We start from the raw sequence: 15,539 nt of genomic DNA on the forward strand, positions 1-15,539 counted from the left end.
TCTACGTTTGGATAGCTTTTTTACATCTTCTTGAAACTTAACACACGCCAACCTATACAGTAAACAGCTTTTTTTCTGAAACTGGTCTTTTTAATGTAGGTAAATGTAAAGATTCCAGTGAAAGAACTTCATCCATTTCAGAGATTTGCCCTAGGGCCGCAATAAGCTTTTCCTGCTTTTGAATTTTCAGTTTGAACAGCATTTGCACGGATGGCTCAAAACCATTCTCATCTGCCGTCCCACCTGCTCTCCTATCTATATGAGCTACCATTTGTAAATTAACAATTTGTAGTTCATAATTTCCTAATATCGTTGCGACCCTGCCCAAAGCTCCGGGATTATCTATTATTTCAATAGCCACTTCATCAAATCGGCGATTTCTAAGTAAATGCTTCTCCCATTTATTTAGTACAAATAAGCTGATTAATACAAGGAAAGTGCAAAGCAAGGCACCCATGTAGAAGCCAGCGCCTACGCTCAAGCCAATGGCGGCGACAACCCAGACTGAGGCCGCTGTTGTTAAGCCTTTAATCATATTGCCATTGCGCAGAATGGCCCCCGCTCCTAGAAAGCCGATACCGCTGATGACCTGAGCTGCTAAACGCGCAGGATCCATGCGGACATTCGCTTCATTAACAAATTGCGAGAAGCCATACATGGATAGCAGCATAATCATAGCTGATCCAAGACAAACCAGGATATGGGTACGGAAGCCTGCCGCATGGTTGCTCCATTCCCGTTCAATTCCGATGATGCCTCCAAGTACAACTGCCAGTATCATTCGAATGGCTAATTCCAAATGCGTGATTTCCCAAACGCTTACAGTAGCAAACGTCATGCCTAAGCTCACCAACCTCCACCATATCTCATAGGACCTCTCCAGGCGAATGGATTCGTAACAGTGAGTTCCGACTCATTATAACGCGTTTCTGTCTGTTTGAGCTGGCATGCACCTTCCATACCTTCTTCCCTCAATTCAGGAAAACGTACAGCCAGAGCTTCCCTCATCTCCAGAAGCTGTGTTCTGCAGTACGCCTCGCTGCTGCTGGAAAGCTCATACTGCTCGTGGGGATCTTCTTTTAGATGAAACAACTGCTCCTGTCCGCCACATACATAATATAAATATTTCCAATCTTTATTTGCTACCATATATAATCCGTCTCTATCATTCATGTAACCGAATACCCATTCACGTTCTTTACGAATGCTTTCCATATCCAACAAGGAACGGCCATCACGGTTCTGATCTTCATCCTTCAGGCAGCCTGCATATGCAAGAACGGTCGGATATAAATCGGCAAGTGTTATCGGAGTATCCACTACCTCCGATGGTCTTAACTGGCCTCCATAGCCTTTAGGTGGCTTAAGTAAGAAAGGCACCCGGGTTGATGGCTCATAGAAGCAGGTCTTGTGAAACAACCCATGATCGCCAAGCATCTCTCCATGATCCGAAGTGAAAATAATGAGGGTATTATCCCAAAGCTTCTGACCTTGTATTTCACCAAAGAGGCGGCCCAATTCATAATCAATATGCGTAATCTGAGCATAGTAATGCTTTCTAGCCATGCTAATAAGGTGTGGCGGAAGCAAGTCCAGCTTATGGCTTCTTTTTCTGGCTCGAACCCATTCTGGAGATGAATCTGCTTCACTCCATTCGGAACGAACAGGCTCCGAAATGGGAATACCGTCATAAAGACGAACGAAGGACTCCACAGGGTCTAACGGTGGATGCGGCGCTTCGAAGCTGGTCCACATAAAGAAAGGGGCATCCTGATCACGCTGCCGAAGGAAGTCAATGGATTCTTCAACGGTCCAATGTGTGGATGTGTAACGTATGGGTGCCGCACTAAATACGGGGTATACCTCATTTCCACCAATGCCATGCCCTCTGTACGTACCGCGATATTCCGTAGTTTCCAGAAAATTAACATAATCCTCAGGCACTAACCGCATACGTTCAAAGCCATTACGGTTCCGCGGAGGAGTAAACTGCATTTTACCTGCTGCATGAGTCTGATACCCTTCGGATAATAATCTCCCAGGCAGTGTATCCTCCGCTTTCTCAGGAATACGGTAGTGACCATTGGATGACACTCCATGGCTGAATGCCGATCTGCCTGTCATAATCGTTGTTCTCGACGGTATACATAGTGGACAATCCACATAAGTCCGGCTGAACTGGATACCTTCATTTGCCAACTGATCCAGATGTGGGGTCATAACTGGATGAGCGGATTGGGCAATACCTAGACAATCGGCGCGTTGCTGATCTGTTGTTATAAGCAGAATGTTCGGCCGTGATTTCATATGTGATGTCTCCTTTCTCAATTAGAAATCCAATTCGTATTAAGCGCTTACAATTTCTATTATATAGCTATCAAATCCCCGCCGTAATGGCATGATTTCTATAATTGGTTCAAAATCGCAAGTTGTTTATGGCTCCCTTTACTCTGCACAGCGGAAAGCAGTCGGCGGGGTAGCAAAAAGAAGCCCTAAGGCTTCCCTTTGCATAGCTCCTCTTATGGTACTGGCTCAAACTTCACCGCATCAGCGACGACGACACCATTCACACTGTCTGTTCGAATTTTGACATAACCGGTTGTACCTGCCGCGAAAGAATAGGTACCAACAAGGTTCCATTGACCACCAAGCGATGTCTGATCGATGGAGACTTGTGCAGTTCCACTAGCATGCACAATATCTACCGGAATATTGGTTGCACGATTGAAATGGGCTGGCCACCAGACATAGACGTTATACATGCCTGATCCTGTTAGAAGTGGTGTAAAGGTAACACTTTTTGTTCCTCCATCTGTATTGGTACTAGTAACAAAATTATAATTGGTTAAATATTTATCCGTTGCTGAATTGTTACTATCCCAAATGCCTACCTTACTCACGCCTGTTCCTGCGTTATCTACAACAACCGTTGTTGGTGCCTGTGTCAGCGTGAAGTAATCCAACTGTAGTCGGTATCCCGATGCGCTAGCATTCTTACCCGTTGTCGTAACACGGAACAAGTAACTGCCTGGAAAGCTGAAGTTGTATGAACCGAATTGAAAATCCTTATATTTCTCTGTTGTAGACCAAAACGTATCAATCGGTGTACCGATATTCACACCATCGATTGAAAGCTGGATGATACTATTGTTACTCGCCTTCATAACACGGCCAATTACGTTATACGTACCGGCTTGTGTCACATCCAAGCTGAATTCCGTGTAATCATCTACAGCTGAATGATTGAAACCAAGCTTCTTGCCACCGCTTGCATTCGTATCGTTATAAACAACGATGGAATCCGTTTTAAAACTTATAGGCAGTGTCTCTGCCTCATATGGGATCGGCAATGGAATTGGAGACGGATTGACTGTCTGCGTACCTGTTAAACCAAATTTCACTTTGTATGATTTCCCACCGGAGTCCTTCACGTTCACCTTGAATTTAAGCGTCGGGGTATACTGCAAGATTGTTACTTCAGCGTCTTTGGAAATAAGATTTTTTGCAGATTTCGCCACTTCGATATAAATGTTGCCTACATTATCTTGTGTCGGGTCTGATACCGAAACCTCGAAATCGCTCGCCGTTTCCCGCGTCATGACCGATGATTTGGAATCAGACGTTACTTCGCCAACCGTCTTCCGCGCGTCCTTCCAGAAGTTATAACCGGTAATTTTAAGTCCTATTTCCTTGACTGCTTGCGCATCGCTGGAATTCTCCAGAACGGTAATATTCGGCGATGCTGCATAGCTTGCGACTTGTGTGCTGGTTTTATTCGGCAGCATGACGTAAGAATACGTTCCATTCGTTGGATTCACACCGTGATCAAACCAAAGTGCCATGTAATTGCGCGTGTAAAGTGTTTCTGTATAGGAACCTTTATTTCCATTGATGTCCTTCCACTTACCTGTTTCAGCTTGACGAAGTCCCTTAATCGTTGCTCCTCCTGGGAAGTAATAGCCGAGGTCTGAACCGGACACATTGCCCGCTAGATGAATATAGTTCGTGCCACTCATCGTCTCTGACCAACCGAGCGAAGTTGATTTGGCAGTGCCATTGACAGTAAGGGCATTATCGCCTGACGAATTAATCTTCCGATTCTCGACGATCGTCTCTGTCGTGACGCCATCTGTACTGTTAATATCCGAACCAAGTGCCACAATTTCATCATCGAACATGAACCATGATTTTTTCGCATTTAATGTTTTATCTGGCGTTGTAGCTACCCCATCCACACCAAGCGCTTGATACTGCATGCCCGTTACACCATATAGCCCTAGCATGTCTGTCCCGCCTGCCCATGAGCTCTTGCCCAAGCTAGTTTCTTGCGGAACTCCGTTTAGCGCAGTCGTTCCCGGCAATCTATAGTTGTCAACAGTCGGCCAGAAATTATCGTTGAATTGGGCAACGTCGTTATTATAGAGCGTAACCATGCCATCCCCAACATGCCAAATATTATTATTCTCGCTATTAATGGACTCATAGTTCATAATACGATTTGAAGACATGCCAACATTTACTGCATAACCTGGTCTCACCTGTACAACGCGGTCCATGCCTGCAAATTGCTGGTAACCAAGCTGCTCGCTCCGTGGTGAAATACCCGTGTTGCTCAGAATGCTTTTTGCTTCTGTAAGTAGCCACATGGAAATACCGTTAAAATAATTCTTGTTAGGATCAGCCTGCAGCCAGCCCTTGACCATGCTTCTGTAAGCAGCGGCATCCGTTCCGGAAGCCACATAAGAAAGCTGGATAAGTGCTGTGACAACTCCACCGCTGGAAAGGTTATCCTCTTCCTTATATCTGGATATTTCCCGCCCCCGAACAGTATCCATTAGATTTCCTTTGTAAACAAATGGCTCAAAGGAATCGTAGACCCACTGGAACACATTGGCCACATTAGGGTCCGTCACCTCCCAAGTGGAGCCGTCAAGTAGATACAAGATTTGGGAAAGACTTGAAATCAAAGATGTGCCATACCCGCCTGTATAAGCCAAATAGTTATGCTGAACAAACGAACCATCCCTATAGAATCCGTCACCACTCGTAACATAAGGAAGGAAGGCACTCACCCCGTCACGGGCAGCTGTGAGCGTAACCCCAGCGGGCACATTATTTTTCCCTAGGATTGCTGCTATCGTGCTAACTTGAATCTCCCACATCCGATTCGCACCAGTCATATCTATATCATTCTGGAAATAATTCACCGCTGCTACACTCTCATCAATTTGCGTCTGCGTTAAATCATCGTACATAAGAGCTACGAGGTCATTCAACGCTAACGCATTGCCGATTTCCCAGTACCACCAATTCGACCCGCCTGTCGTTGCACCGCTATAATAGATGCGGCCATGCAACCAATCCAAGCCGTCGATAATCGCAGCTTTCAAGCCCGTATTTCCCATAAGTGAAGAGCCGTACGTGCGATATGCTAGAGCCATTTCGGTTAGCATACGATAGGAATACATGGTGCTTGATGGGTAATTAGCTGCACTTATCGGGTATTGGTTCCAAAGCTTTGACCGACTCGGATCCGTAAGCATCGTATCCCAATTGGCTTGTGCCGCAGTCGTGATCTGGGTGATTCGTGCTGCATTATCTACGTCAGTTAGTGAATACGTCGTCGGACTCGTCAACATTGACACATACTTTTCTCTTAATACATCGAATTCGTCGGATGCATGTGCTTTCTTCATATCTACTGGGACCAATAGTGACCCGCATGCAATGAGTAGTGCTAAGCTTACCAACACTAATCTTTTAACTATTACAATCCGCATTCCTTATACCTCCAATAGGTTAATGTGGTATTGAAGTCGTCTTATGTTGTTCAGAACTCAATGCCTCCTTCCGTCGTGGCTTTACGAATAAGACTTAGAAAAGAGCAGCTATATTTCCAAAATCAATAATCAATATGGAAGCGCTTTATTCTTTTCTAAACCTCATATTATAGATTATAGGCTCACCAAACAATCCTCCTCATGCTAGATTTGGTTCAATCTTTCCACATCCACATCCGCATCATTTCCTGCCAGCACTGTCAACAAAACATAGGACTCACTGCCCGTTTACTTAAACGAGGCTGGCGATTCATACCAGTAGCTTCGATCTGATAATATAAGGACTTAACACTTACTTCAGAATAGCACCGGCTGTCAAAGCATTTTCAATCCTTTCATTACCGATCATATATACGATGATCATCGGTAAACTTGAGAGCACCATGGTTGCACCGATAAGTCCCCAGTCTGAAACACCAACGCTCACAAAAAAGCTTAGCAAGCCGACAGTCAAAGGCCGGAACTGATCCTTAGAGGCAATTATAAAGGCAAGCGGGAACTCATTCCAGATGCGCATAAACAATAGAACGCATTGTGTCATAAGTGCAGGCGTTATAATCGGAAATATGATTTTAAAAAATGTTTGATACACATTCGTTCCATCGATACAAGCGGCCTCCTCTAATTCCTTAGGAAGTGAACGGAGAAATGCATACAACATCAGCACGCAAGAAGCGATTGCAAATCCGGAATAGGGCAAAATGAGACCCCAATAGGTATCTTTCAGATGCAACCATTTAATTAATTGAAATAAGGGTATTAATACAACTTCAATAGGCACGATCAACCCTAAGGACACATAGAGTAGTGCCGCCGAATTGAATTTCCATTGCATTCTGCTCAGACAGTATGCAAGCATACTCCCTGTCATTAATGTGATTGCAATTGTCCCCACGGTGTAAATTAAGCTGTTTTCAAAATAGAGAAAGAAATGGTATTTCGACAACGCTTCACGATAATTAATCCATTCCCATGACTGAGGAATACCGAAAGGATTATTATAAGCTTCACTTTTGGACTTGAGTGACATCGTAAACATCCAATATAAAGGAAACAGAAACGTGCAGCCTACGATTAGCCAAAATACACGGCTTAGGTATTTCAAAAAAGTCTCCTCCTTAGAATTCGAATTTCTCTCTGGCGATGAACCGTTGAATAAGAAAGGAGATGAAAAGGCACTCAAGAATAAATACTACCGCAATAGCCGTTCCTTTGCCAAATTCAGACGTTTCGAATGCCACATAATACATTTGATAAATAACCGTTCTGGACAGATCTCCCGGACCACCAGCAGTCATAACGCGGACTTGCGAATAGAATGCCATCGAACCTAATGTAGATAAAATTAATACATATTTCGTTACATCCTGAAGCAGCGGAATCGTAATTCGTAAGCAAACTTGCGCAAAGCTAGCACCATCAATTATTGCTGCTTCGTAATAATTTTTGGGGATCGTTTTGATTCCCGTATAGAAAAGCATGGCGTTCAGCCCAATATATTGCCATAGAAATGATAAACCAATACTTGGCATGACAGTGTTCTTTTCAGTAAGCCAAGAATGCGTCCAAGCATCAAGACCGAGATATCGCAGGATGCTGTTAAACAATCCCCACGTTGGTTCATAAAAAGAAATCCACATTTGCGAGACGACAGTAACGGATAATATAGCAGGAAGCATGGCAGAAGTTTTAAAAAACCGACGGAACTTTGGTGTTTGAACATCCATAAATAGAGCAAACATTAAGGACAACGGTAAACCCAAAAGGACGGATATTCCTACAATGAGATACGTATTTTTATGCGCAGTCCAGAAAGAAGTAGAAGTAAGGATTGCCTTATAATTATCCAAACCGGCGAACCCTAAACTTCGAAAACCATCATGATGATTCAAGCTCATCCAAATTTCAGGCAAGAGTGGATACACACAGAAAACGGTAAACAGTATCAACGCAGGTGCGGAAAATACAAATATGGACAATTTGGTGCTGTAGTACTTATTCATGGCTCTCTCCACCGTCTGATTTAGTTTAGAACCCCCCAGAACTTATGGTTCCAAGGGGATTCAGTTTATGAAATAAACTTAGATAGATTACTTTTTAAACCAAGTATTCTCACTCCAGATCTTGCCCATTTCCGTTGCAAACTTATCGGCAGGGTATTGACCTGTGAGCAATTTCGCGCCTTGCGTAGAAAGCTCTGCTGATGTTTTCGCATCTAACGAATTAAGTGCCAGTGAAGCAATTTTTGTAGGAATAGGATTATACCAGTTAACAAATTTCTTCATAAGAGGCTGAGCCTCGGCCACTGTATTGCCAGTTTTTAATGCAATTGGTGCACCCGTAGCTTCAAAATATTGAGCGTCCGCCATAGCAAGGAACTCAGCAAGTTTCACCGCCTCTTCAGGATACTTGCTTTTTGCGTTAACGGCATAGCCATTCAGTGGAGAGCCCCAGAACTGAACGTGCTTAGCTGGGTCGTATTTATCACTAGCACTTGGGAAAGGGAAGAAATCGACTGTACTATCTTTCGCTAAATTTGGAAGCTCCCAAGTAAACATCATGTACATAGCTGCTTTCTTTGATGTAAACATTTCGTTGGCTGGACCGTAATCTAGATTGGCAATTCCTTCTGGAAAGACGCCTTCCTTAACCATCTTCTCAATGCGAGACACCCCAGCCTTAACCGCTGGATTATTGAAGTCTGTCTTATTGCTCACAAGGTCTGCCATCGCTTGCGGATCACCGATTTGAATCATCTGTTGAAGTAGGAATAGCTTCGGTCCCCAACCATCTTTGCCTGGGGTAACAGCAGGCACCATTCCCTTGCTTTTTAGTTTTTTCGATACTTCGATAAACTCGTCAAATGTCTTCGGAACTTGCACGCCCGCTTGCTCGAACATGTCCTTATGGTAGAAAATGACCGGGGTGAAATACGTATCTGCTCCGGAAGATAAGCTGTAAATCTTCCCGTCAACATGTTTTAACGCATCAGGTACCGCATATTTGCTTAGAAACCCGTCCTTGGTGATCGATGAGGTTAAATCCATAATGCTGCCGGTACTGTTTAATGGCGTAAAGTAACCTGCGTCGTTCCAGAATACGTCAGGCATATCACCTGCAGCGTTAAACGTTTTCAGTTTATTCGCCATATCTTCGCCGCCGCCACCGGGCTCAAATTCAATTTCTACGTTTGGAAATGCCTTGGCAACGTTAGGTTTAATGTGCTTTTCCATGATGTTATTGCGATTCTCGTCCGTTGTAATGGTTACAACTCTCAGTTTTACCTTTTTATCACTCCCAGCTTTGGTTTGCGTCGTTGCTGCCGGAGTTGTGGACGTTCCAGGTGTTACTGAAGGTTGCGATTCATCCTTTGTACTGCACCCTGCGGAGACGAGCAGCATACTTGCCAGAAGAGAAGTGCCTAATACCTTTACTGTTCTTACCATTTGTTGACCTCCTAGGTTTGATTAAGTAACGTATCTATTGGGGACGACACCTCAATGGAAGCGGTATCATTTTCTTGATTTCATTCTACGAATTCTAGGTAAATAATCACAGAGACTATTCTCGGACAGAAAGGAAAATTGTTTGCACTTGCAAAAAAAAGACGCAATGAGACATTAACGATACATGCCTCATTGTGCCGTATTCTTAAAAGTACGCTATTGGATATTGTTCACGTACTTACTAGGGGTAATGCCAATATACTTTTTAAAGCATTTACCGAAATAATTAGCATCTGCGTACCCAACCTGACTTGCGACGTTTTGTACGATTTTCTCCCCTTGATCAAAAAGTCCCTTTGCTTTCGTAATGCGTATTTCGGTCAAATAGTCGTTAATGGTAATGGTGGTTTCTTTTTTAAATACATAACAGAGATGATTGTAGTTCATATGGACACTCTTCGCGAGATCTACGATACGTAGTTCTTCATTGCCATAATGAGTTTGAATATACGATTTTACCTCGTCCACGATTTTTGCCGCTCTATTTTGCTTTCTGCCATGAACATGCGCAATCACTTTTAATACCAAATTACGAATCCATCTCTCTAGTTCGCCAAAAGAGTTCATCTGCTGAATGAACTGAAAAATATCAGATTGAGCCGTATCCTCAAATACATGCTCGAAGCTTTGTGACATCTCATCCAAAAATTCCAAACAAGTGGATACGATTTCAAGTGCAGTAACAAACAGTATTTCAGTGGAAGCGTTCTTGGTACGAGCATCTAGGAAAAAAGTCGTTAGCCACTCTTCTGTCTCAGAGAGATTACCAATTCGCATACTCATCAACAGGCCGATTCTCCTTTCAACGGAGAATAAACTGACCTTCATGCCCGATTCGGCTATCATGGAATGAAATATAACCTGATTGCCACCTAAAACAAACCGATGTTTCAAAGCAAATAATGCTTCTTGGTAGGACACGGATATCGATTCAAAGGCAGGGTATTCATTGCCAACGCCGATCGTTACGGTACATCCCAAAGTTGACTGAACCGATTTGCGAATCGATTCACCAATCGCTTCCATTCTCTCGTAAGAAGCACTAGGAACGCCTATTATCATAACATACCGATCATTCGTATCGTGGCAACTAGCAAAGGAGTATGTGTTTTGAATAAATTCTTGGGCTATTTCTTGAACAGCCAGCTTGAGAATGTGCATGTCTTCTTTGGTTACATGCTCATCTTGTGAATCAATATCGGCTACGATCACCATATGAAATGGAGCATCCAGATTGATGCCCAAATACTGCAATCGTTCTGTCGAAGATAAGGGGTCTATAACTCTATGGCCTTGCAGCCATTCATTCAATAATCGTTCCTTCAACATCGGCATATGCTCTTTAGCCTGTTTCTTTAGATGTTCATAATCAAGCTTTACAGAGTGCTCTTTGTCAAGCAGATTCTTAATCTCAAGTAAGGAGCTTTTAAGTTCATCTTCGTCGATCGGCTTGAGCACGTAATTAAACACCCCAAGCTGCACAGCCATTTTGGCATATACAAACTCGCTTTGACCTGTTAACATGATAAATTTTGTTTCCTGCTCAGATTGTTTAGCTTTCTGAATAAATTCCATGCCATCCATAATAGGCATATTAATATCGACCAAGACGATATCCGGGCTAATTTCAGACATTAATACTAGAGCTTCCTCTCCGTTCTTCGCTTCGCCAGCAATCTGGAAACCCAACTCTTCCCAAGGCAATGAAATTTTCAACGCTTGTCTAAAGTAATATTCATCATCGACAATGAGTACTTTTAACATCTCATACCTCCCGCAATGGTTTGAACGGCAACCGGATGGTAACTCTGGTATATAACCCTACTTCGCTTTCTAACTCTATTCCATATCTGTCCCCATATAGCATTCTAATCCGATTATGGACACTTCTGACTCCGAAGCCCGCTCTTTCACTGGATTCCGAAGCTTCCCTCAACAATCCCTTTATTTGCGATTCTTCTATTCCCACGCCGTTATCGTAAATTTCAATACGCACCTCTTCACCCATTCGACGCCCAGTAATCCTCAATAAGCCTTTTTCCGTTTTCCTCTTAAGTCCATGATAGATAGCATTCTCCACAATCGGCTGCAACGTTAACTTCGAAATTGAACATGACATAATTTCCTCATCAATATCCATGGTGTATTCCATATACTCCACATAACGCAATTGCTGGATTTCCAAATAACTCTCAGATAAATGCATTTCTTCTCTAAGTGTAATAATATCGTTACCTTTGCTTAACGAAATTTTATAGAAACTGGCCATATATTTCGCTGCTGTAATTGCTTCTGTTTTCATATTCAACTTAATAAGCGATATGATCGTTTCAAGGGTATTATACAAAAAATGGGGTTGCACCTGTGTTTGCAGCAATTTGAATTCAATCTCAGCCTTCGTCTTCTGTTCCTCCACATTTTCAGCCACTAGTTCTTCGATACGGTCCATCAAATTATTAAAAACATCGTTTAAATAACCGATTTCATCTGATGATTGGTATGAGCTTCTGACCGTCAAATGGCCAGTCCGAATATCTCTCATCGTTCTGGAAAGTTGGAAGATCGGCCTCGTAATTGATCGCGACAACAGATAGGAGACAATAAATGCGAGCAATAGACATAAGGCACCGACCCAAATCGTTAATTTGTTAATTTCTTTGCGCTCCACCGTAATTTCATCAATTGGAATAACACTTACAATTGACCATTCTAATGGTTCCAATCGGTGAGTAGATACCAGCACCTTCTCGCTCCCGTTTCCTTGAAAGAAGCCTGTTTCTACTTCTGTCGAAGTAGGAATGGATATCGAGGTTGCTTCTTTGAAATCCCGGTACAAATTAGCTTTGTTCTGGGAAGAAATGATTTTTCCATATTGATCGAGGATATAAAAATTCCCCCCCTTGTAGTTCATTTTCCTTTCATAAATAGAGGCGATAACCGTTTCTTTTACGTATAAAACAACCAATCCAACCGTTTTTCCAGTATCTTTATGAATCACAGTTTTGGTAACAGCAAATACGTTGTCATCCCCTTCATAACGAAATTTGAACTTCATTAACCCTGTCAAGACAGGCTGAAAGGAATGATCGATGGCTTCTGAGCCGGATCCGAATATACGGGAAGCAACCACATTATCCGCAAAGCCTACATCGACCCATTGATGATTTGAGGTGAGAACACTTACCGCTTTGATATTGGTATTGGGCTCAACAATGTTGCTAATGACTTCAGAGAGCGTCTTTTTCATTGATAAATTATCTAACCCCCCCACATAATGAGAGGAGGTCGATAAGTTATTATTTTCTAAGAAATCGTTATAAAGTTCATTTTGCAACCTGTAATCCGTTGCCAATATTTTGGAATAATCTTCGACGGTCGTAATTAATGTCTGCAGGTTATTGTCAATGAGAACGAGTTCCCTTGACGAATTTTTGACTGCTTTCTCTATAATTGCTTTTTGAGAGACGATATTGGCAAAAAGCGCAATAATTGAAATTGAAAGGATAATGATCAAAATATTTGTGGAAAAGATTTTGTTTTTAATCGAGAGTCCATTGAAATATTGCTTATACCCTTTCATGCTGGTGCCACCTTTCAACTGAAGCAGACATACTTTTATGTAAGCGCTCACCATCATTATATAAGGAAGAAATTAACAACACAATATGCAGCTACCGCGTGGCGGGCTACTCTCTGTTTTATTCTCGTTAGTTGAATCTGGGGATGTATTCTTCATAAATCTTAAGGTTTTCTTACAAGATTCTTTACAGATAACCTTTATCATTAAGGATGTCGTCGATGACAAACAACCAATAAAAGGAGAGTTAACTATGAAAAAACTAATTCTATCCGCATCTCTAGCAACATTAATTCTAACAACTGCAGCCTCAGCCTTTGCCGCAACGAATCCCGATGAATCAACTGCTCCTGCAGCACCATCTGTTCAAGCCCAAACGAATGATTCGAATGTCATTGGATATATCTATCAGGTAGAGAACGATGGGACCTATAAGAAAAAGCCACTGACACTAGGAGAATTCAAAAGTACTCGATTAGAGCAAACGCTTGGTATTTACAGCAAATCGATCGTCTTAGGTCAAATGTCTCAACAACAATATGATGAAATTAGTGCCCGATTAAAAATGGAATTTGCGAACTGGGATGGGAAAACAAGTACAATTTCCTATGTTGGCATGGATGGCAAAACCTATACGGTGCCGCCATTTAAACAATGGAATCCAGGAGATCCAGGGGTTGGATAACAACTATACGTAGATAACAATAACAAGGACGCAGGGATACGAACTGCGTTCTTTTTTATTAAAACATTAAGAAAAACTTATGAAATAGTTAAAAATAAATTCACCTTTTGGTGTTACCCTAACGTTAACAAATAGGTAAGATCGGAGAATTAGATGGATGAAAACGATTTTGATTGTAGATGACGACAAGGAAATTGCCAATTTGGTTTCGATTTACATGCTAAATGAAGGGTTTAAAATTGTGCTCGCGTATAACGGTGAACAGGCTTTAATAGCATTGGAGGAGAATGCGGTCAGTTTGATCATCCTCGATGTCATGATGCCGGGTATAGACGGCATGGAAGTGTGCCGAAAAGTGAGGGAGAACAGAACGATTCCAATTCTCATGTTAAGCGCGAAAACACAGGATATGGACAAGGTGTTGGGATTAATAACCGGTGCCGACGATTATATGATAAAACCTTTTAACCCATTAGAACTAGCTGCTAGGGTGAAATCGCTTCTTCGTCGTTCGTTTCAATATAACACCGTACCTAATAGGGATGCTGAACATGTCTTGAAAATACAAGCCCTTGAGATTAATAAGGCGAACCATAAAGTAACCGCGGATGGCAGGGATATTCCTTTGACTAATCGGGAGTTTGAGATACTTTATCTCTTAGCTGTTCATCCAGGGAGAGTATTCGGCGCGGAGGAAATCTTTCAGCTCATTTGGCAGGAGAATTATTATTTTTCCAATAACACCGTTATGGTGCACATTAGCAATCTTCGTGACAAATTGGAAAAAGAGCTAGGTTATAAGTTGATACAAACCGTATGGGGAGTAGGATACAAAATTGAAAAATAACCTTTACAAACGAATCGTTACTAAACTAATCATTATGCTTACAATCAGTGCGGTGAGTACGCTGATGTTTATTTTCTGCATCTATACGACTTTAAGAATCTTATTGTACAACGGAGATAGAACCGCTTGGCTATATTTCAATATTATTGATGAAAAAATTGGTATTCAAAGTTGTTATTTCCTTCTAGGATTTCTATTTTTTATAGGTATTACCGTGGTTTTGAGTTTAAAACCTATGCAATATTTTATGCGAATCCTAGAGAGTGTTGAGGAAATTGAAGCAGGTCATTTCGATCACCGGATTGCGACAAAATCAGATGATGAGTTAAGTCAATTAGCTATGGGGATTAACCGGATTGTTGATAGGCTGCAACGTTCTCAGCAAGATGAGTTAAAAGCGGAACAAACAAAAAATGAATTGATTACGAATGTGTCTCACGATTTACGCACACCTCTTACTTCTATACTTGGATATTTGCGATTAATTAGCGAGGATCGTTACAAAGATGAGGTCGAACTAAGGTATTACACCGACATCGCTTATACGAAGTCACGCAGACTAGAACGAATGGTTAATGATTTGTTTGACTACACGCAAATGAGTTATGGGCAGAGCAGATTAAATCGTTCCAAAATTAATATCACCGATCTCATCTCTCAGTTAGCGGCAGATTTTTCTTTCCAGCTGCGCGAAGCGAATATGGAAATTCGATTGTCGTATCAGAAGGAGATAGCCATGATCCTTGCTGACGGAGACAAGCTGATGCGCGCTTTGGAAAACCTCATATCGAATGCGATTCGGTATAGTAAGTATGGGAGGTTTATTGATGTCAGTGTTGAACAGGCTACGGAACATCTTATTTTACACATTATGAATGATGGAATGCCAATTCCTTCTGCAGATTTACCCCATATTTTCGAGCGCTTTTACAGGGCGGAAAAGTCTCGTTCGGAGCATAACGGTGGGTCTGGACTTGGTCTAGCGATTGTAAAAAGCATCGTAGATGCGCATGAGGGAACAATCACTGTTTCTAGTAGCGAACAACACACCGTGTTTGAAATTAAGCTGCCTTTGTACATCTAA

General features: G+C 42.1%; 11 protein-coding genes. 3 read left to right on the plus strand and 8 right to left on the minus strand.

Features of this window, described 5'->3' with window-relative positions:
- Window positions 1-52 precede the first annotated feature (52 nt).
- The 8 genes from J2736_RS10320 to J2736_RS10355 all read right to left on the minus strand — a co-directional run bounded on the left by J2736_RS10320 (window position 53) and on the right by J2736_RS10355 (window position 12,926).
- Window positions 53-838, minus strand: a complete 786-nt coding sequence (locus J2736_RS10320) for an MgtC/SapB family protein (protein WP_310226378.1) — start codon at window positions 836-838, stop codon at window positions 53-55.
- A gap of 8 nt (window positions 839-846) precedes the next feature.
- Window positions 847-2,307 (minus strand): sulfatase-like hydrolase/transferase, encoded by a 1,461-nt coding sequence (locus J2736_RS10325; protein ID WP_310226117.1) that lies wholly within the window; start codon window positions 2,305-2,307, stop codon window positions 847-849.
- A gap of 212 nt (window positions 2,308-2,519) precedes the next feature.
- Window positions 2,520-5,780 (minus strand): polysaccharide lyase family 8 super-sandwich domain-containing protein, encoded by a 3,261-nt coding sequence (locus tag J2736_RS10330; protein WP_310226119.1) that lies wholly within the window; start codon window positions 5,778-5,780, stop codon window positions 2,520-2,522.
- Window positions 5,781-6,132: 352 nt separating this feature from the next.
- The gene (locus tag J2736_RS10335; RefSeq protein WP_310226121.1) at window positions 6,133-6,945 is read right to left on the minus strand and encodes a carbohydrate ABC transporter permease; all 813 of its coding nucleotides are present in this window, start codon (window positions 6,943-6,945) and stop codon (window positions 6,133-6,135) included.
- A 13-nt stretch (window positions 6,946-6,958) separates the two neighbouring features.
- Window positions 6,959-7,843 (minus strand): carbohydrate ABC transporter permease, encoded by an 885-nt coding sequence (locus J2736_RS10340; RefSeq protein WP_310226123.1) that lies wholly within the window; start codon window positions 7,841-7,843, stop codon window positions 6,959-6,961.
- 87 nt (window positions 7,844-7,930) lie between these two features.
- The gene (locus tag J2736_RS10345) at window positions 7,931-9,286 is read right to left on the minus strand and encodes an ABC transporter substrate-binding protein (protein ID WP_310226125.1); all 1,356 of its coding nucleotides are present in this window, start codon (window positions 9,284-9,286) and stop codon (window positions 7,931-7,933) included.
- A 216-nt stretch (window positions 9,287-9,502) separates the two neighbouring features.
- Window positions 9,503-11,110 (minus strand): response regulator transcription factor, encoded by a 1,608-nt coding sequence (locus J2736_RS10350; protein ID WP_310226127.1) that lies wholly within the window; start codon window positions 11,108-11,110, stop codon window positions 9,503-9,505.
- A gap of 1 nt (window position 11,111) precedes the next feature.
- Window positions 11,112-12,926 (minus strand): sensor histidine kinase, encoded by a 1,815-nt coding sequence (locus J2736_RS10355; protein WP_310226129.1) that lies wholly within the window; start codon window positions 12,924-12,926, stop codon window positions 11,112-11,114.
- Window positions 12,927-13,176: 250 nt separating this feature from the next.
- Between J2736_RS10355 and J2736_RS10360 the strand changes: the two genes are divergently transcribed.
- The 3 genes from J2736_RS10360 (at window position 13,177) to J2736_RS10370 (ending at window position 15,539) form a co-directional block, all read left to right on the plus strand.
- On the plus strand, window positions 13,177-13,608 hold the full coding sequence (locus J2736_RS10360) for a hypothetical protein (RefSeq protein WP_310226131.1): 432 nt from the start codon (window positions 13,177-13,179) through the stop codon (window positions 13,606-13,608).
- Between the two features lie 157 nt (window positions 13,609-13,765).
- A complete protein-coding gene (locus J2736_RS10365) occupies window positions 13,766-14,455 on the plus strand; it encodes a response regulator transcription factor (protein WP_310226133.1) in 690 nt (229 codons plus the stop codon).
- Window positions 14,445-15,539: a sensor histidine kinase gene (locus J2736_RS10370; RefSeq protein ID WP_310226135.1), complete on the plus strand. Its 1,095-nt coding sequence runs from the start codon at window positions 14,445-14,447 to the stop codon at window positions 15,537-15,539. The genes J2736_RS10365 and J2736_RS10370 overlap by 11 nt, the downstream gene beginning before the upstream one ends.

The sequence above is a fragment of the Paenibacillus qinlingensis genome (assembly GCF_031455095.1).
Classification (GTDB): Bacteria; Bacillota; Bacilli; order Paenibacillales; family NBRC-103111; genus Paenibacillus_E; species Paenibacillus_E qinlingensis_A.